Source organism: Ensifer sp. ENS03 (genome assembly GCF_014852035.1).
Taxonomy (GTDB): Bacteria; Pseudomonadota; Alphaproteobacteria; order Rhizobiales; family Rhizobiaceae; genus Ensifer; species Ensifer adhaerens.
In genome coordinates this window covers 1-17,632 of the sequence record NZ_JACVAV010000021.1, presented here as the reverse complement: position 1 = coordinate 17,632, position 17,632 = coordinate 1, and the positions used below count along the sequence as shown (strand labels likewise).

Annotated in this window: 14 protein-coding genes, 1 tRNA gene and 1 pseudogene; 2 read left to right on the top strand and 14 right to left on the bottom strand. The window is 59.6% G+C overall.

Annotation, left to right across the window (positions count from 1 at the left end):
- The 4 genes from IB263_RS33665 to rpsL form a co-directional block, all read right to left on the bottom strand.
- Window positions 1-127, bottom strand: a 127-nt coding sequence (locus tag IB263_RS33665) for a GTP-binding protein (RefSeq protein ID WP_244520023.1), incomplete at its 3' end; no start/stop codon positions are given.
- A 70-nt stretch (window positions 128-197) separates the two neighbouring features.
- Window positions 198-2,297 carry an elongation factor G gene (gene fusA / locus IB263_RS33660; RefSeq protein WP_034795515.1) on the bottom strand — a complete coding sequence of 700 codons (2,100 nt, stop codon included), beginning with the start codon at window positions 2,295-2,297 and terminating at the stop codon, window positions 198-200.
- Between the two features lie 33 nt (window positions 2,298-2,330).
- Window positions 2,331-2,801 (bottom strand): 30S ribosomal protein S7, encoded by a 471-nt coding sequence (rpsG, locus tag IB263_RS33655; RefSeq protein WP_034795512.1) that lies wholly within the window; start codon window positions 2,799-2,801, stop codon window positions 2,331-2,333.
- 77 nt (window positions 2,802-2,878) lie between these two features.
- On the bottom strand, window positions 2,879-3,250 hold the full coding sequence (rpsL, locus tag IB263_RS33650) for a 30S ribosomal protein S12 (RefSeq protein ID WP_003507760.1): 372 nt from the start codon (window positions 3,248-3,250) through the stop codon (window positions 2,879-2,881).
- Between the two features lie 567 nt (window positions 3,251-3,817).
- On the opposite strand from rpsL, the gene IB263_RS33645 reads away from it, so the two are divergent.
- Window positions 3,818-4,114 (top strand): hypothetical protein, encoded by a 297-nt coding sequence (locus IB263_RS33645; RefSeq protein WP_034795498.1) that lies wholly within the window; start codon window positions 3,818-3,820, stop codon window positions 4,112-4,114.
- 123 nt (window positions 4,115-4,237) lie between these two features.
- On the opposite strand, the gene rpoC is transcribed toward IB263_RS33645, so the two are convergent.
- The 9 genes from rpoC to IB263_RS33600 form a co-directional block, all read right to left on the bottom strand.
- Window positions 4,238-8,443 (bottom strand): DNA-directed RNA polymerase subunit beta', encoded by a 4,206-nt coding sequence (rpoC, locus tag IB263_RS33640; RefSeq protein ID WP_034795495.1) that lies wholly within the window; start codon window positions 8,441-8,443, stop codon window positions 4,238-4,240.
- A 184-nt stretch (window positions 8,444-8,627) separates the two neighbouring features.
- A complete protein-coding gene (gene rpoB / locus IB263_RS33635; protein WP_034795492.1) occupies window positions 8,628-12,767 on the bottom strand; it encodes a DNA-directed RNA polymerase subunit beta in 4,140 nt (1,379 codons plus the stop codon).
- A 267-nt stretch (window positions 12,768-13,034) separates the two neighbouring features.
- Window positions 13,035-13,412 (bottom strand): 50S ribosomal protein L7/L12, encoded by a 378-nt coding sequence (gene rplL / locus IB263_RS33630; protein ID WP_034795489.1) that lies wholly within the window; start codon window positions 13,410-13,412, stop codon window positions 13,035-13,037.
- A gap of 58 nt (window positions 13,413-13,470) precedes the next feature.
- Entirely contained in the window at window positions 13,471-13,989 is a 519-nt protein-coding gene (gene rplJ, locus IB263_RS33625) for a 50S ribosomal protein L10 (protein WP_034795485.1), read from the bottom strand.
- A 330-nt stretch (window positions 13,990-14,319) separates the two neighbouring features.
- Window positions 14,320-15,018 (bottom strand): 50S ribosomal protein L1, encoded by a 699-nt coding sequence (gene rplA, locus IB263_RS33620; protein ID WP_034795482.1) that lies wholly within the window; start codon window positions 15,016-15,018, stop codon window positions 14,320-14,322.
- Between the two features lie 4 nt (window positions 15,019-15,022).
- Window positions 15,023-15,454, bottom strand: a complete 432-nt coding sequence (gene rplK, locus IB263_RS33615; protein WP_034795479.1) for a 50S ribosomal protein L11 — start codon at window positions 15,452-15,454, stop codon at window positions 15,023-15,025.
- Between the two features lie 208 nt (window positions 15,455-15,662).
- Complete coding sequence (gene nusG / locus IB263_RS33610) at window positions 15,663-16,193, bottom strand: transcription termination/antitermination protein NusG (protein ID WP_034795476.1); 531 nt, start codon at window positions 16,191-16,193, stop codon at window positions 15,663-15,665.
- A gap of 16 nt (window positions 16,194-16,209) precedes the next feature.
- Complete coding sequence (gene secE, locus IB263_RS33605; RefSeq protein WP_034795473.1) at window positions 16,210-16,410, bottom strand: preprotein translocase subunit SecE; 201 nt, start codon at window positions 16,408-16,410, stop codon at window positions 16,210-16,212.
- Window positions 16,411-16,607: 197 nt separating this feature from the next.
- Window positions 16,608-16,683, bottom strand: a tRNA-Trp gene (locus tag IB263_RS33600).
- A gap of 254 nt (window positions 16,684-16,937) precedes the next feature.
- Here IB263_RS33600 and IB263_RS33595 point away from each other — a divergent pair.
- Complete coding sequence (locus IB263_RS33595; protein ID WP_192439595.1) at window positions 16,938-17,474, top strand: GrpB family protein; 537 nt, start codon at window positions 16,938-16,940, stop codon at window positions 17,472-17,474.
- Window positions 17,475-17,489: 15 nt separating this feature from the next.
- Here the strand turns inward: IB263_RS33595 and tuf are convergent.
- Window positions 17,490-17,632, bottom strand: a pseudogene (tuf, locus tag IB263_RS33590) (elongation factor Tu); the annotation flags it as partial.

Sequence of the window (17,632 nt, the reverse complement as noted above, 5' to 3'; positions counted from 1 at the left end):
CGTACGCCTTGAACTCGCCGAAGTACTTCGTGATCGCTGCGGTCAGCGACGTCTTGCCATGGTCAACGTGGCCAATCGTGCCAATGTTAACGTGCGGCTTGTTGCGCTCAAATTTGCTCTTTGCCATTTCCGGCTCTCCGTTTTCTATCCCCTACCGGGGAAAACTTTTAACTTCTGTCAGCGTCTTGGTATTCCGGTCACTTCTGACCGGAATACTTCGCCTGGATTTCCTGCGCGACGTTCGACGGAACCGGCGCGTAGTGATCGAAGGTCATCGTGTACTGCGCGCGGCCCTGAGACATGGAGCGCAGGTTGTCGACGTACTTGAACATGTTCGCCAGCGGAACGTTTGCGTTGATCACAACGGCAACGCCACGCGATTCCTGGCCCTGGATCTGGCCACGGCGGGAGTTCAGGTCGCCGATAACGTCGCCGACGTAGTCTTCCGGCGTTACGACTTCGACCTTCATCATCGGCTCGAGAAGCTGTGCACCAGCCTTCTTGGCCGCTTCACGGAAGCAAGCACGCGATGCGATTTCGAAGGCGAGAACCGACGAGTCGACGTCGTGGAATGCACCGTCGATGAGCGTCGCCTTGACGCCGAGCATCGGGAAGCCAGCGAGCGGACCCGAAGACAGAACGCTTTCGATACCCTTCTGAACGCCCGGGATGTATTCCTTCGGAACAGCACCACCGACGATCTTGGATTCGAAGACGAAATCTTCGCCATCCGGGTTCGGTTCGAACACGATCTTGACGCGCGCGAACTGACCGGTACCACCGGACTGCTTCTTGTGCGTGTAGTCTTCTTCGTGCTGACGCGTGATGGTTTCGCGGTAGGCAACCTGCGGAGCACCAACGTTGGCTTCAACCTTGAACTCGCGACGCATACGGTCGACGATGATGTCGAGGTGAAGTTCGCCCATGCCAGCGATGATCGTCTGGCCGGATTCCTGGTCGGTCTTGACGCGGAACGACGGGTCTTCAGCTGCCAGGCGGTTGAGCGCGAGGCCCATCTTTTCCTGGTCGCCCTTGGACTTCGGCTCGATCGCGATCTGGATGACCGGCTCCGGGAATTCCATGCGCTCGAGGATAACCGGCTTCAGCGGATCGCAAAGCGTGTCACCCGTGGTGGTTTCCTTGAGACCGGCAAGAGCAACGATGTCGCCTGCGAAGGCTTCTTCGATGTCTTCACGCGAGTTCGAGTGCATCTGCAGCATACGGCCGACGCGCTCGCGCTTGTCCTTGACCGTGTTCATGACAGACGAGCCCTTTTCGAGCTTGCCCGAATAGATGCGTGCGAAGGTCAGCGAACCGACGAAGGGGTCGTTCATGATCTTGAACGCGAGCATCGAAAGCGGCTCGGCGTCGTCAGCGTGACGCTCGATCTCGGCTTCGGTCTTGGCGTCGATGCCCTTGATCGCCGGAATATCGAGCGGCGACGGCAGGTAGTCGACAACCGCGTCGAGAAGCGGCTGAACGCCCTTGTTCTTGAACGCGGTACCGCAGAACATCGGGTGGAACTTCACGTCGATGGTGCCGCGGCGAACGAGTTCGCGGATCTTGTCGTTCGAGGGCATGTTGCCTTCGAGGTAGGCTTCCATCGCGGCTTCGTCGATCTCGACAACGGTCTCGATCAGCTTCTCGCGATATTCTTCGGCCTTGTCCTTCATGTCGTCCGGAATCTCGACGACGTCCCACTGGGCGCCGAGCGATTCGTCGCGCCAGACGAGAGCGTTCATCTCGACCAGGTCGATAACACCCTTGAACTCGGTTTCAGCGCCGATCGGCAGCTGCATGACGACGGCGATCGCGCCCAGACGGGTCTTGATCATCTCGACCGAGCGGTAGAAGTCCGCGCCGGTCTTGTCCATCTTGTTGCAGAAGATCATGCGCGGAACGTTGTACTTTTCCGCCTGACGCCAGACGGTTTCCGTCTGCGGCTCAACACCGGCGTTGGCGTCGAGCAGCGCGATGGCGCCGTCGAGAACGCGCAGCGAACGCTCGACTTCGATGGTGAAGTCAACGTGGCCGGGGGTGTCGATGATGTTGAAGCGGCGAGCCTTGCCGTCACGACCCTTCCAGAAGGTGGTCGTCGCAGCAGACGTGATCGTGATGCCGCGTTCCTGTTCCTGCTCCATCCAGTCCATGGTAGCGGCGCCGTCGTGGACTTCGCCGATCTTGTGGGACTTGCCGGTGTAGTAGAGAATGCGCTCGGTCGTCGTGGTCTTGCCGGCGTCGATGTGCGCCATGATACCGAAGTTACGGTAATCTTCGATTTTGTATTCGCGTGCCATAGTGGACTGCCTCTTGAGACGTTCGCGCCAGAATTACCAGCGATAGTGCGAGAACGCACGGTTGGCATCAGCCATCTTGTGCGTGTCTTCGCGCTTCTTCACGGCGCTACCACGGTTGTTCGCTGCGTCCATGAGTTCGCCGCAGAGGCGATCAACCATGGTCGTTTCGTTGCGCTTGCGTGCAGCCGTGATCAGCCAACGGATGGCGAGAGCCTGGCGACGCTCCGGACGAACGTCGACCGGAACCTGGTAGGTTGCACCACCAACGCGACGCGAACGCACTTCAACGTGCGGCGCGATGTTGTCGAGCGCGGAATGGAATACAGCGATCGGCTCCTGCTTCAGCTTGGCCTGAACCGCATCGAACGCACCGTAAACGATGGTTTCAGCGACCGACTTCTTGCCGTGCAGCATGATCGCATTCATGAACTTCGTGACAACCAGATCACCGAACTTCGGATCCGGGTTGATCTCACGCTTTTCTGCTCTATGACGTCTGGACATACTTCTCGTCTCTTCAAACTATTTAGCGCTCTACCACGCGGAGGACCTCGCGCAGCGCCGGGATTTTCAAAACCGAATTACTTCGGACGCTTCGCACCGTACTTCGAACGGCGCTGCTTGCGGTTCTTTACGCCCTGGGTATCGAGAACACCGCGGATGATGTGATAACGAACACCCGGAAGGTCCTTAACGCGGCCGCCACGGATCATCACGACCGAGTGTTCCTGAAGGTTGTGGCCTTCACCCGGAATGTAGCCGATGACTTCGAAGCCGTTCGTCAGGCGAATCTTGGCAACCTTACGCAGAGCCGAGTTCGGCTTCTTCGGGGTCGTCGTGTAAACGCGGGTGCAAACGCCACGCTTCTGCGGGTTTTCCTGCAGAGCAGGAACCTTGTTGCGCTTTACCTGTGCCTGACGAGGCTTACGGATCAGCTGGTTTACGGTAGGCATATACCCATCCCTTGCAAAATCTTGTCACATTACCCTTGCGGGCGGATCGTTGCCGTCGCCGGCAGTTTCGAACGCCTCATGAAATGCGCAAAACAAGGGCCGATCCGCCTTTTCCGCAGATGGCCCCAAATAAAGCAGAGGACGCACTATTTCGTGCGTCGTGCGTGCAGCATTGTAGTCGTCAGCGTGCGTTTCGAACCTTGTTTGAGGCGAACTTCAGAACGCGACGTTCCGAACCAGCCAGCCTCACATGGGCTCCGATGCGGCGGGGTGTACTGATTTCAAGGCGAACAGTCAAGGGCAATTAAGAAATATTCCCGGACGCGTGCGCCCGGCATGCCTGAAAAACAAGGCTTTTGCACATGGTTTGGCGCCTGGCGCCCGCCTCATCTGCCCTTCTGTGCCCGGAGTGTCTGACGGGATTAAGGAATCGGCAACCACTTTGTGGGGGTTTTCCACGATGATCGACTCGCTCTCAACGGAAGCGTCCGCGCGGCATTGCATTTCCATCGCGCTGATTCAAAAAGGAAGCTAAGGTCGCACCAAACCCATTCGAAAGGAAACAAAATGGCCGTCACCCCAGACAACGACAATGCCCCGGACGAGCCGATGGTGTTCATCATCATCGGCAAGGCCTACGAGACCGACGGCGACGAGGACGGCGTGGACATTCACGTAATGCTGAAGGCGCCCGACGACGATACCGCGGTACGCGAAGCGCTCAACGCGCTCGCAGAAGAAGGTTTTCTCGAGGCCGACCTGGACCAGATCGGCACATTGACCGACGTTCCGAGCGAAGAGCCGCACGCGTCCGCCTATCAGGGTGCGCTCGAAGGCGAAGTCGCGATCATCCGCTTCAGCTGAGACGCTGCAAGACAGCCCATCGCACCAGCTCCCAAGACCGTATTTGCAAAAGAAGAAGCCGCCGAGATCGCTCTCGGCGGCTTCTTCTTTTGTGAGGTTGGAGGGCGAGCACGCCCTCCCCCATTATTCGGCTGCCGCGTTCTCGCTTGCGAGATCGGCGAGCATCGGCGTTGCCACGTCTGCACCGGTGCCGCGACGACGCTCTTCCAGGATCATTTCGTCGCGCGCGGTTGCGATGCGACGGATCTGGGTCATCGTGCCGCCGGTACCGGCCGGGATCAGACGGCCGACGATGACGTTTTCCTTCAGACCCTGCAGGCCGTCGGTCTTGCCGGCGATTGCGGCTTCCGTCAGGACCTTCGTGGTCTCCTGGAACGACGCTGCCGAGATGAACGACGGCGTCTGCAGCGAGGCCTTGGTGATGCCGAGCAGGACCGGATCGCCGTAAGCCGGCTTCTTGCCCTGTTCGATCAGGCCGTCGTTGACGTCTTCGAGCTCGATGCGGTCGACGTTGTCGCCGACGATGTAGGTCGAGTCACCGGCGTCGGTGATTTCAACCTTCTGCAGCATCTGACGGACGATCACCTCGATGTGCTTGTCGTTGATGACAACGCCCTGCAGTCGGTAGACTTCCTGGATTTCGTTGACCAGGTAGGAAGCAAGTGCTTCCACGCCCTTGATCGCCAGGATGTCGTGCGGCGCCGGGTTGCCGTCGAGGATGTAGTCGCCCTTTTCGATGTAGTCGCCATCCTGAAGATGGAAGGGCTTGCCCTTCGGGATCAGGTATTCGACCGGCTCGACACCGTCTTCCGCCGGCTCGATCAGAACGCGACGCTTGTTCTTGTAGTCGCGGCCGAAGCGGATCGTACCATCGATCTCAGCGATGATGGCGTGATCCTTCGGACGACGTGCTTCGAACAGTTCGGCAACGCGCGGCAGACCACCGGTGATGTCCTTGGTCTTGGCGCTTTCGAGCGGCGAACGTGCAAGCACGTCACCCTGCGAAACCTTCGTGCCCGGTTCGACCGACAGAATGGCGTCAACCGAAAGCATGAAGCGGGCGTCGCCACCACGCGACAGCTTCATGACTGCGCCGTTCTTGTCCTTGATGACGATCGCCGGCTTCAGGTCCGTACCGCGCGGCGTCGAACGCCAATCGATAACCTGACGCTTGGTGATGCCGGTGGACTCGTCGGTCGCTTCCAGAACCGAGATGCCGTCGACGACGTCTTCGAAGTGAACGGTACCTTCCACTTCCGTCATCATCGGACGGGTGTAGGGGTCCCATTCGGCGAGACGCTGACCGCGCTTCACCTTGTCGCCGTCGTCGACGAGGATCTTCGAACCGTAGGCAACGCGCTGCGAGGACCGCTCGACGCCACGTTCATCCAGGATCTGGACGGCCATGTTACGACCCATGGCGACGAGAACGCCGTCAGAGTTGCGCAGCATGTTGCGGTTCTTGATCTGAACCGTACCTTCGTAGGACGCTTCCAGGAACGACTGGTCAACCACGGTCGCCGTACCACCCAAGTGGAAGGTACGCATGGTGAGCTGGGTGCCCGGTTCACCGATCGACTGTGCGGCGATAACGCCAACCGCTTCGCCCATGTTGACCGGCGTACCACGAGCCAGGTCGCGGCCGTAGCAGACGCCGCAAACGCCCGTCTGGATTTCGCAGGTCAGCGCCGAGCGGATGCGGATCGACTGAATACCAGCCTTCTCGATCTCGATGACATCCGGTTCAAGGATCATCCGGCCGGCGTCGACGATACGAGCGCCCGTGACCGGGTGATCGATGTCGTCCAAAGCCGTACGACCGAGAATACGAGCGCCAAGCGAAGCCACGACCTGACCGGCATCGACGATCGCCGTCATGGTGAGGCCCTTGTCGGTGCCGCAATCGACGGAGTTGACGATGCAATCCTGCGCGACGTCGACGAGACGGCGGGTCAGGTAACCGGAGTTCGCGGTCTTCAAGGCGGTGTCTGCCAGACCCTTACGGGCACCGTGGGTCGAGTTGAAGTACTCGTTAACGGTCAGGCCTTCCTTGAAGTTCGAGATGATCGGCGTCTCGATGATTTCGCCCGACGGCTTGGCCATGAGGCCACGCATGCCGCCCAGCTGGCGCATCTGGTTCGGAGAACCACGAGCACCCGAGTGCGACATCATGTAGATCGAGTTCATCGGCTTCTGGCGACCATTGTCGTCGAACTCGACCGCCTTGATGCGGGCCATCATTTCTTCGGCGACCTTTTCGGTCGCCTTGCCCCAGGCGTCGACAACCTTGTTGTACTTTTCGCCCTGGGTGATGAGGCCGTCATTGTACTGCTGCTCGTATTCCTTCACGAGCGCTTCAGTGTCGCCGACGATCTTCACCTTGGTGTCCGGAATGACCATGTCGTCCTTGCCGAACGAAATGCCGGCGCGGCAGGCATGGGCGAAGCCGAGCTGCATGATGCGGTCGCAGAAGATGACCGTGTCCTTCTGGCCGCAATGACGGTAGACCGTGTCGATCATCTTGGAGATGTTCTTCTTGGTCATTTCCTGGTTGCAGGTGTCGAACGGCACGTTGACGTTGCGCGGCAGCAGCTCGCCGATGATCATGCGGCCAGGCGTGGTTTCATAGATCTTCGAAACCGGGTTGCCCTCGGCGTCGACGGTCTTGAAGCGGCCACGGATCTTGGCGTGCAGCGTCACGGCCTTGGTTTCGAGCGCGTGGTGCAACTCGCCCATGTCCGAGAACGCCATGCCTTCGCCCGGCTCGTTCTGGTTCAGGATCGACAAGTAGTAGAGACCGAGAACCATGTCCTGCGACGGAACGATGATCGGCGCGCCGTTTGCCGGGTGCAGAATGTTGTTGGTCGACATCATCAGCACGCGGGCTTCGAGCTGAGCTTCGAGCGACAGCGGCACGTGAACGGCCATCTGGTCACCGTCGAAGTCGGCGTTGAAGGCCGTGCAGACGAGCGGGTGCAGCTGGATCGCCTTGCCTTCGACCAGGGTCGGTTCGAAGGCCTGGATGCCCAGGCGGTGCAGCGTCGGCGCACGGTTCAGGAGAACCGGGTGCTCGCGGATGACCTCGTCGAGGATATCCCAGACTTCCGGCTTTTCCTTTTCGACGAGCTTCTTTGCCTGCTTGACGGTGGACGAGAAGCCCTTGGCGTCAAGACGCGCGTAGATGAAGGGCTTGAACAGCTCGAGCGCCATCTTCTTCGGCAGGCCGCACTGGTGCAGCTTCAGTTCCGGACCGGTCACGATGACCGAACGGCCGGAATAGTCGACGCGCTTGCCGAGCAGGTTCTGACGGAAGCGGCCCTGCTTGCCCTTGAGCATATCGGACAGCGACTTCAGCGGACGCTTGTTGGCGCCGGTGATGACGCGGCCACGACGGCCGTTGTCGAACAGCGCATCGACAGATTCCTGCAGCATGCGCTTTTCGTTGCGGATGATGATGCCCGGGGCGCGCAGTTCGATCAGGCGCTTCAGACGGTTGTTACGGTTGATGACGCGGCGATAGAGATCGTTCAGATCCGACGTCGCGAAACGGCCGCCGTCGAGCGGCACGAGCGGACGCAGGTCCGGGGGGATCACCGGAACGACCTTCATGATCATCCATTCCGGACGGTTGCCGGAATCCATGAAGTTCTCGACGATCTTCAGCCGCTTCATCAGCTTCTTCTGCTTCAGATCCGAGGTCGTCTCAGCGAGCTCGGCGCGCAGGTCGCCGGCGATCTTTTCCAGGTTCATCGAAGCGAGCATTTCGTAGATCGCTTCGGCGCCGATCATGGCGGTGAACTGGTCTTCGCCGAACTCGTCGACGGCGAGCATGTAGTCTTCTTCGCTGAGGAGCTGGTTTTCCTTCAGCGACGTCAGACCCGGCTCGGTGACGATGTAGTTTTCGAAGTACAGAACGCGCTCGACATCCTTCAGCGTCATGTCGAGCAGCGTCGAAATGCGGCTCGGCAGCGACTTCAGGAACCAGATGTGGGCAACGGGAGCGGCGAGCTCGATGTGGCCCATGCGCTCACGGCGAACGCGCGACAACGTCACTTCGACGCCGCACTTTTCGCAGATGATGCCCTTGTACTTCATGCGCTTGTACTTGCCGCACAGGCACTCGTAGTCCTTGATCGGTCCAAAGATGCGCGCGCAGAACAGACCGTCGCGTTCCGGCTTGAACGTCCGGTAGTTGATCGTCTCCGGCTTCTTGATCTCACCGTAAGACCAGGAAAGAATCTTCTCCGGCGAGGCGATCGAAATCCGAATGGAATCGAAGGTCTGTGCAGGCACCTGCGGATTGAAAAGATTCATGACCTCTTGGTTCATGCCTGTCTCCTTTACGGGCTTTACGCCCTGAGCTTGGCGAGGGTGCCGACAAATCCCGGGCGCCGGCCCCTGCCCCATAAACAGCTAAAACCGCATTGGCTGCGGCTTCGTTCCTGCCGGAGACGTCAGCGTCTCCCGGCGGAAACGGTGCGCGCCGCATGAGCGGCACGCACCTTGGGTCTCTTTACTCGGCTGCGTCGGGCAACTGCGCCGCGCCAGCCTCGTCGACCTTCGAGTTTTCGAGCTCGACCGAAAGGCCCAGCGAGCGCATTTCCTTGACGAGAACGTTGAAGCTCTCCGGAATGCCCGCTTCGAAGGTATCGTCGCCACGGACGATCGCTTCGTAGACCTTGGTACGACCGGCAACGTCGTCCGACTTGACCGTCAGCATTTCCTGCAGGGTGTAGGCGGCGCCGTACGCTTCGAGCGCCCAGACCTCCATTTCCCCGAAGCGCTGACCGCCGAACTGCGCCTTACCACCGAGCGGCTGCTGGGTGACGAGCGAGTACGGACCGATCGAACGGGCGTGGATCTTGTCGTCGACCAGGTGGTTGAGCTTCAACATGTAGATGTAGCCCACGGTCACCTGGCGGTCGAACTGATCGCCGGTACGGCCGTCATAGAGCGTCGACTGACCGGTCACCTTCAGACCTGCCTGCTCCAGCATCTCGTTGACGTCGGCTTCGACAGCACCGTCGAAGACCGGCGTTGCGATCGAAACGCCGCGACGGGTCTGCTCGGCCAGGCGCACGATCGACTCGTCGTCGTACTGCTTGATCGGCTCACCCTTCGGGCCCGACCCGATGACGCTGTCGATGGTGTCGCGCAGCGGCTGGATATCGGCACCTGCCTTGTAGGCGTCGAGCATTGCGCCGATCTTCTGACCCATGCCGGCGCAAGCCCAGCCAAGGTGGGTTTCGAGGATCTGGCCGACGTTCATGCGCGAAGGCACGCCGAGCGGGTTCAGAACGACGTCGACATGCGTGCCGTCTTCCAGGAACGGCATGTCTTCGATCGGTACGATACGCGACACGACGCCCTTGTTGCCGTGACGGCCGGCCATCTTGTCACCCGGTTGGATCTTGCGCTTCACAGCGACGAAGACCTTGACCATCTTCATGACGCCCGGAGGCATTTCGTCGCCGCGCTGGACCTTCTCGACCTTGTCCATAAAGCGCTGTTCGAGGCGCGACTTGGATTCGTCGTACTGGGCGCGCAGAGCTTCGATCTCGCCCTGAGCCTTTTCGTCTTCGACGGCGAACATCCACCACTGCGAGCGGGGGTATTCGCTGACGACGAGGTTCGAAAGCTCGGTGCCCTTCTTGAAGCCCTTCGGGCCGGCAACGGCCGTGTGGCCACGCAGCATGTCGACGAGACGGGCGTAGACGTTGCGGTCCAGGATCGCCTGTTCGTCGTCGCGGTCCTTGGCGAGGCGTTCGATTTCCTCGCGCTCGATCGCCATCGCGCGCTCGTCCTTCTCAACGCCGTGGCGGTTGAAGACGCGAACTTCGACGACGGTACCGAAGGTGCCCGGGGGCATGCGCATCGAGGTGTCGCGAACGTCGGAGGCCTTTTCACCGAAGATGGCACGCAGAAGCTTTTCTTCCGGCGTCATCGGGCTTTCGCCCTTCGGCGTGATCTTGCCGACGAGGATGTCACCCGGCTGAACCTCTGCACCGATATAAACGATACCGGCTTCGTCGAGGTTGCGCAGCGCTTCTTCCGAAACGTTCGGAATGTCGCGAGTGATTTCTTCCGGACCCAGCTTGGTGTCACGCGCCATCACTTCGAATTCTTCGATGTGGATGGAGGTGAACACGTCGTCGCGCACGATCCGCTCGGAGAGCAGGATCGAGTCTTCGTAGTTGTAGCCGTTCCACGGCATGAACGCGACGAGCGCGTTGCGGCCGAGAGCCAGGTCACCGAGGTCGGTCGACGGGCCGTCAGCGATGATGTCGCCCTTGTTCAGGATGTCACCGACGGTGACCAGCGGGCGCTGGTTGACGCAGGTGTTCTGGTTCGAGCGCTGGAACTTCTGCAGACGGTAGATATCGACGCCCGACTTCGACGGATCGAGGTCTTCGGTGGCGCGGATAACGATACGGGTCGCGTCAACCTGGTCGACGACACCGCCACGACGGGCTGCAATAGCAGCGCCGGAGTCACGGGCAACGACCGGCTCCATGCCGGTACCGACGAACGGTGCTTCGGCGCGCAGCAGCGGCACGGCCTGACGCTGCATGTTCGAGCCCATCAGTGCGCGGTTGGCGTCGTCGTTCTCGAGGAACGGGATGAGCGCCGCTGCGACCGAAACGAGCTGCTTCGGCGAAACGTCCATCAGGTTGATATTGTCGCGCGGCGCCAGCATAACTTCGCCGGCGTGACGGCAAACAACGAACTCTTCAGCGAACGAGCCATCGTTCTCGAGAACCGAGTTTGCCTGGGCAACGTGGTACTTCGCCTCTTCCATTGCGGAGAGATAGACGACGTCGTTCGTCACCTTGCCGTCAACGATCTTGCGGTACGGGCTTTCGATGAAGCCGTACTTGTTGACGCGGGCAAAGGTTGCAAGCGAGTTGATCAGACCGATGTTCGGGCCTTCCGGCGTTTCGATCGGGCAAATACGGCCGTAGTGGGTCGGGTGAACGTCGCGGACTTCGAAGCCGGCGCGCTCGCGGGTCAGACCACCCGGGCCAAGAGCCGAGAGACGGCGCTTGTGGGTGATTTCCGAAAGCGGGTTCACCTGGTCCATGAACTGCGACAGCTGCGAGGAGCCGAAGAACTCGCGAACGGCGGCCGCAGCCGGCTTCGCGTTGATCAGGTCCTGCGGCATGACCGTGTCGATTTCGATCGAGGACATGCGTTCCTTGATCGCGCGCTCCATGCGGAGCAGGCCGAGACGGTACTGGTTCTCCATGAGCTCGCCGACCGAACGAACACGGCGGTTGCCGAGGTTGTCGATGTCGTCGATCTCGCCCTTGCCGTCACGCAGCTCGACGAGCATCTTGACGACAGCCAGGATGTCTTCCTTGCGCAGGATGCGCACGGTGTCGGCAACTTCGAGGTCGAGACGCATGTTCATCTTGACGCGACCGACGGCCGAAAGGTCGTAGCGCTCGGCATCGAAGAACAGCGTGTTGAACATGGCTTCCGCGGAATCCATGGTCGGCGGTTCACCCGGACGCATGACGCGGTAGATGTCGAACAGGGCGTCCTGACGGTTCTCGTTCTTGTCCACGGTCAGCGTGTTGCGGATGTAGGCGCCGACATTGATGTGGTCGATGTCGAGAACCGGGATCTCGTCGAAACCAGCCGAGAGGATGACCGGAAGGGTCTTCTCGTCGATTTCGTCGCCGGCTTCGAGATAGATCTCGCCGGTGCTGTAGTTGACGACGTCTTCGGCAAGGTAGTTGCCGTAGAGGTCATCATTGGTCGCCTTGAGCGCCTTCAGGCCCTTTTCCTGCAGCTGGCGCAGCAGACGCGGGGTCAGCTTCTTGCCAGCTTCAACAACGACTTCGCCGGTGTCGGCGTCGACCATCTCGGTGATGGCCTTCTGGCCCTTAAGGGCGTCCGGCTGGAACGGCACGCGCCAGCCTTCGCCGTCGCGCTGGTAGAGCGACTTCGTGTAGAAGGTGTCGAGGATTTCCTCGCCGTCCATTCCGAGCGCCATCAGCAGCGACGTCACCGGAATCTTGCGGCGACGGTCGATACGGGCATGAACGATATCCTTGGCATCGAACTCGATGTCGAGCCAGGAACCGCGGTAAGGAATGACACGCGCCGCAAAGAGCAGCTTGCCCGACGAGTGGCTCTTGCCCTTGTCGTGGTCGAAGAACACGCCCGGCGAACGGTGCATCTGCGAAACGATGACGCGCTCGGTGCCGTTGACGATGAAGGTACCGTTGTCGGTCATGAGCGGCATGTCGCCCATGTAGACGTTCTGTTCCTTGATGTCCTTGATCGACTTCGCGCCGGTATCCTCGTCGATATCGAACACGATGAGGCGCAGCGTCACCTTGAGCGGCGCTGCGTAGGTCAGATCGCGCTGACGGCATTCTTCGACGTCGAACTTCGGCGGCTCGAATTCGTACGAAACGAATTCAAGCATCGATGCGCCCGAGAAGTCCTTGATCGGGAAAACGGACTTGAAAACAGCTTGGAGCCCTTCATCAGGGCGACCGCCCTTGGGCTCTTCAACCATCAGAAACTGGTCGTAGGATGCCTTTTGAACCTCGATGAGGTTCGGCATTTCTGCGACTTCTGGAATTTTACCAAAAAACTTGCGTACGCGCCTGCGACCGTTAAACGAAAGGGTCTGAGCCATCGTCGCTCCTTGTCAATCTTGCATCCGGGCCTGCAACGGACGGGAACCGATGGCCAGTCGACCCCGTCAATCAATGAGTAGTTCAATCTCGTCCAACCAACGAAAAACGCTCAGCGCGGATTGCTGTGCTGCCTTCCGTTCGAGACCATCCTCTTGAAGAACCCATTACCCAAAAGCCGTTTTTCGACAGGCTTTTGGGTAATATGTTCTAAAAACGGTCAAAGAGAGGCGGCCTGAAAAGGCCACCTCCCCTTGCATGTAGCCGAATTACTTGACGTCAACCTTGGCGCCAGCGTCTTCGAGCTTCTTCTTGAGGTCAGCAGCTTCAGCCTTGGAAACTGCTTCCTTAACCGGCTTCGGAGCGCCTTCGACCAGGTCCTTGGCTTCCTTGAGGCCGAGGCCGGTGATGCCGCGAACTTCCTTGATGACGTTGATCTTGTTGGCGCCAGCGTCAACGAGGATAACGTCAAACTCGGTCTTTTCTTCTTCAGCAGCAGCCGGAGCAGCAGCGCCGCCAGCAGCAGCGACAGCTACCGGAGCAGCAGCCGAAACGCCCCACTTCTCTTCGAGCAGCTTGGAAAGCTCAGCAGCTTCCAGAACGGTCAGCGAGGAGAGGTCTTCAACGATCTTTGCGAGATCAGCCATTTTACTTTTCCTTTTGTTCGGTTCGAACTGGTTTTAAATACAACAGCGAAAATCCGCCTTAGGCGGCTTCGTCCTTCTTGGCATAGGCCGAGAACACGCGAGCAAGCTGGCTTGCCGGTGCCTGAACAACCGTTGCGACGCGGGTTGCCGGGGCATTGAGAAGGCCCAGCAGCTTTGCGCGCAGCTCGTCGAGCGAAGGCAGGGTCGCAAGCGACTTGACTGCTTCGGCGTTGAGCGTGGTCGTGCCCATGGCGCCACCGAGAACAACGAGCTTGTCGTTGGTCTTGGCGAAATCCATGACAACCTTAGGAGCCGTGATCGGGTCTTCGCTGTATGCGATCAGCGTCTGACCCTTGAAGAGATTGGTCATCCCTTCCGACTCGGTGCCCTGAAGAGCGATCTTGGCCAGGCGGTTTTTCGCGACTTTGACGGTGCCGCCAGCAGCGCGCATCTTCGAACGGAAGTCGTTCATCTGCGCAACTGTGACACCAGCATAGTGGGCCACGACAACCGAACCGGAAGCCTTGAAGACTTCGTTCAGCTCCGTGACGAATTCGCGTTTTTCCGCTCTTTCCACTGTCTGTCTCCAGTAGACAGGGTTGCAATAATGCAGCCCCATCGGGTTTGCCTTTGTCACCCGAGATCGAGCTCGATCCCTGATAACGCTTAAGGATCCTGTCCCTTGGCGTTCCCGGAAGAGCCGGGTCTGACACAAGGCAAGCGAGGTTCGAACCGAATTTCGACGCCTCCGGCGTCATGGCGAAATTCAGATCTTACCCGTCTCATGCAGGCCGAAGTGATTAAGGTATAACCACCCGCAATCTCGGACAGGAGTTCCGGATCGAAATCCGGATTTCCGGCCCCGAAGGGCCGGAAACTCTTTCCCGGGCCGAAGCCCGAAAATTCTTTAGGCGACGCTGAGCGTGGCCGGGTCGATCTTGAGACCCGGGCCCATGGTCGACGAAATCGCGACGCGCTTGACGTAGTTGCCCTTGGCGCCGGTCGGCTTTGCCTTGATCACGGCGTCAGCGAAAGCACGGATGTTTTCTTCCAGTGCCTTGGCGTCGAAGGAGGCCTTGCCGATGCCAGCGTGAACGATACCGGCCTTCTCGACGCGGAACTCAACGGCGCCGCCCTTGGAAGCCTTGACGGCACCAGCGACATCCATCGTAACCGTGCCAACCTTCGGGTTCGGCATCATGCCACGCGGGCCGAGAACCTTACCGAGGCGACCGACGAGCGGCATCATGTCCGGGGTGGCGATGCAGCGATCGAAATCGATCTTGCCGCCCTGAACGATTTCGACGAGCTCTTCTGCGCCAACGACGTCAGCACCAGCAGCCTTGGCTTCGTCAGCCTTGGCGCCACGTGCGAAAACGGCGACGCGAACCGAGCGGCCGGTGCCGTTCGGCAGGTTGACAACGCCGCGGACCATCTGGTCAGCGTGGCGCGGGTCAACGCCGAGGTTCATCGCAACTTCGACGGTTTCGTCGAACTTGGCAGTTGCGCGTTCCTTGACCATCGAGACGGCTTCGGTAAGACCGTAGATCTTCGTCGGGTCAACGCCCTCGCGGGACTTCTGTACTCGCTTTGCAATCTTCGCCATGGTCTTAGCCTACCACTTCCAGGCCCATAGCGCGGGCAGAGCCCTCGATCATGGCCATTGCGCCTTCGATATCGGCAGCATTGAGATCCTTCATCTTGGCTTCGGCGATCGACTTGATCTGAGCCTTGGTGAGCTTGCCAGCCGAACCGCCCTTGCCGGGGGTCTTCGAGCCGGACTGGATCTTTGCTTCCTTCTTCAGGAAGTAGCTGACCGGCGGCTGCTTCATGACGAAGGTGAAGGACTTGTCCTGGTAATAGGTGATGACGACCGGGATCGGCATACCCTTTTCCATTTCCTGCGTGGCGGCATTGAACGCCTTGCAGAATTCCATGATGTTAATGCCACGCTGACCGAGCGCAGGACCGATCGGCGGAGACGGATTGGCCGCCCCAGCCTTCACCTGCAGCTTGAGCTGGCCTGCAACTTTCTTAGCCATTTCTCTCTGCCTTTCTGAAATCCCCTCGCGACGGATCGCTCCAGGGACCTGTTATGCCAGTTACCCGGCTCTTGCCGACCTCAATGGCCGGCGGCTGCGGTTGCGTGGTACGGAACATCCGACCCGGCTAAGGCCGGCATCCTTCCACGCGCATGCGGATTTCTCCGCCAGAATGGGCCTAAACCCACCCTATCCTTTTAAGGCCTTATCAGACCTTCTCGACCTGACCGTATTCCAGCTCGACCGGGGTCGCGCGGCCGAAGATCGAAACTTCGACCTTGAGGCGCGAACGCTCTTCGTCGACATCCTGAACGACGCCGTTGAACGAGGCGAACGGACCGTCGGAGACGCGAACCTGCTCGCCGATCTCGAACGAGACCGAAGGCTTCGGACGCTCGACGCCATCCTGGACCTGACCGAGGATGCGCTCGGCTTCATGGTCCGGAATCGGAACCGGCTTGCTGTCGGTACCGAGGAAACCGGTTACCTTCGGCGTGTTCTTGATGAGATGGAAAGCCTCATCCGTCAGGTTGGCGCGAACCAGAACGTAGCCCGGGAAGAACTTGCGCTCGGCGTCAACCTTGCGACCGCGACGCACTTCGACAACCTTCTCGGTCGGCACGAGAATCTTCTCGAACAGATGCTCGAGACCCTTCTGCTTGGCCTTTTCCTCGATCGATTCAGCGACCTTCTTTTCGAAGTTCGAATAGGCGTGAACAATGTACCAGCGCGCAGCCATACTAGCCTCCACCCAATCAAGCGCCAACGTTGAGGATGAGGCCGATCGCCCAACCCATCAACTGGTCCGCAGCAAAGAAGAAGGCAGCGGCAAAAAAGACCATGACAAAGACCATCAGCGTCGAGATCATCGTCTCGCGCCGAGAGGGCCAGGTCACTTTCGACGTTTCAGAGCGAACCTGCTGCAGAAACGTTACCGGATTCGTTTTGGATGCCATGTAATGCTCACGCCATTACGGCGCGTAAAGCCGATGATTCAGCCCCACGCACCGCGTGTCTGTTTGGACCCTACATAAAGACCGATTCTAAAAACCACAAGAGCCAATCAGTCTTTTCTGTGAATTTCGTCGACCGGCTAACCGATCCTTAAACTTACTCTGCCGAACCCTCAGCTCTTATGCAAGCCTGGAGAGAATGGCAGGGGCAGAGGGGCTCGAACCCCCGACCTGCGGTTTTGGAGACCGCCGCTCTACCAACTGAGCTATACCCCTATTCGGCTGCGTGCCCGTTCAACAACGTCTCGCCGCCTCAAGTCAGCGGCTTCATATTCAGTTTGCCGGAGGATGACAAGCACCTTTCAACGCCGATCCGAAAAAATCCGCATTCAATCGCATCTATCCCCTGCCCTGCCGGCCGGAGTGCCCCACAAAGAAAGGCAAGTCATTGCCTCGCCACTCAGAAATGGTCGCGGCGCTGCGGGCATTCGCTATCCTGCCAGAAGCTCTCCTCACCGGAATCGATTCGCATGTCGCGCATCACGCTGGTCGAATATGATCCTCTCTGGCCGTCGCTCTTTGAGGCGCGGGCGCTTTCCATCACCGCCCTGCTCTCGCCTTTCGTCCGCGAGATCCACCACATCGGAAGCACGGCGATACCCGGACTGGCCGCGAAGCCGAAGATCGATATCGATGCGGTGGTAGCGGACGTAGCGGAGCTGCCGGGGCTCAGCGCTCGCCTCTGCAACGCAGGCTACACCTTTCACGGCGACCCGCACGCAAGCGGCCTGTGGACGTTTACTATGGCAACGCTTGCCTATGGCACGCGGCTCTATCTCTGTGGAGACGACAACGCCGCCCATGCGGCACGTCTAGTGCTCAGGGACCGGCTGCGTGACGCTCCCGAACTCGCCAGCCGCTACGAAGCCCTGAAGCGGCAACTCGCAGAGCAGGCCAATGGCGATTGGGATATCTACACCCACGGCAAGCGCGCCTTCATCGACGAAGTCCTGGCGACAACCGAAACGAAAAAGGCCCCGCCATTGCCGGCGGGGCCTCTCTACTGATCTGAAATCAGTCGATTACTCGACGATCGAGGCAACGATGCCTGCGCCGACGGTACGGCCGCCTTCGCGGATTGCGAAGCGCAGCTTTTCTTCCATCGCGATCGGAACGATCAGCTCAACGGCAACGGTGACGTTGTCGCCCGGCATAACCATTTCCG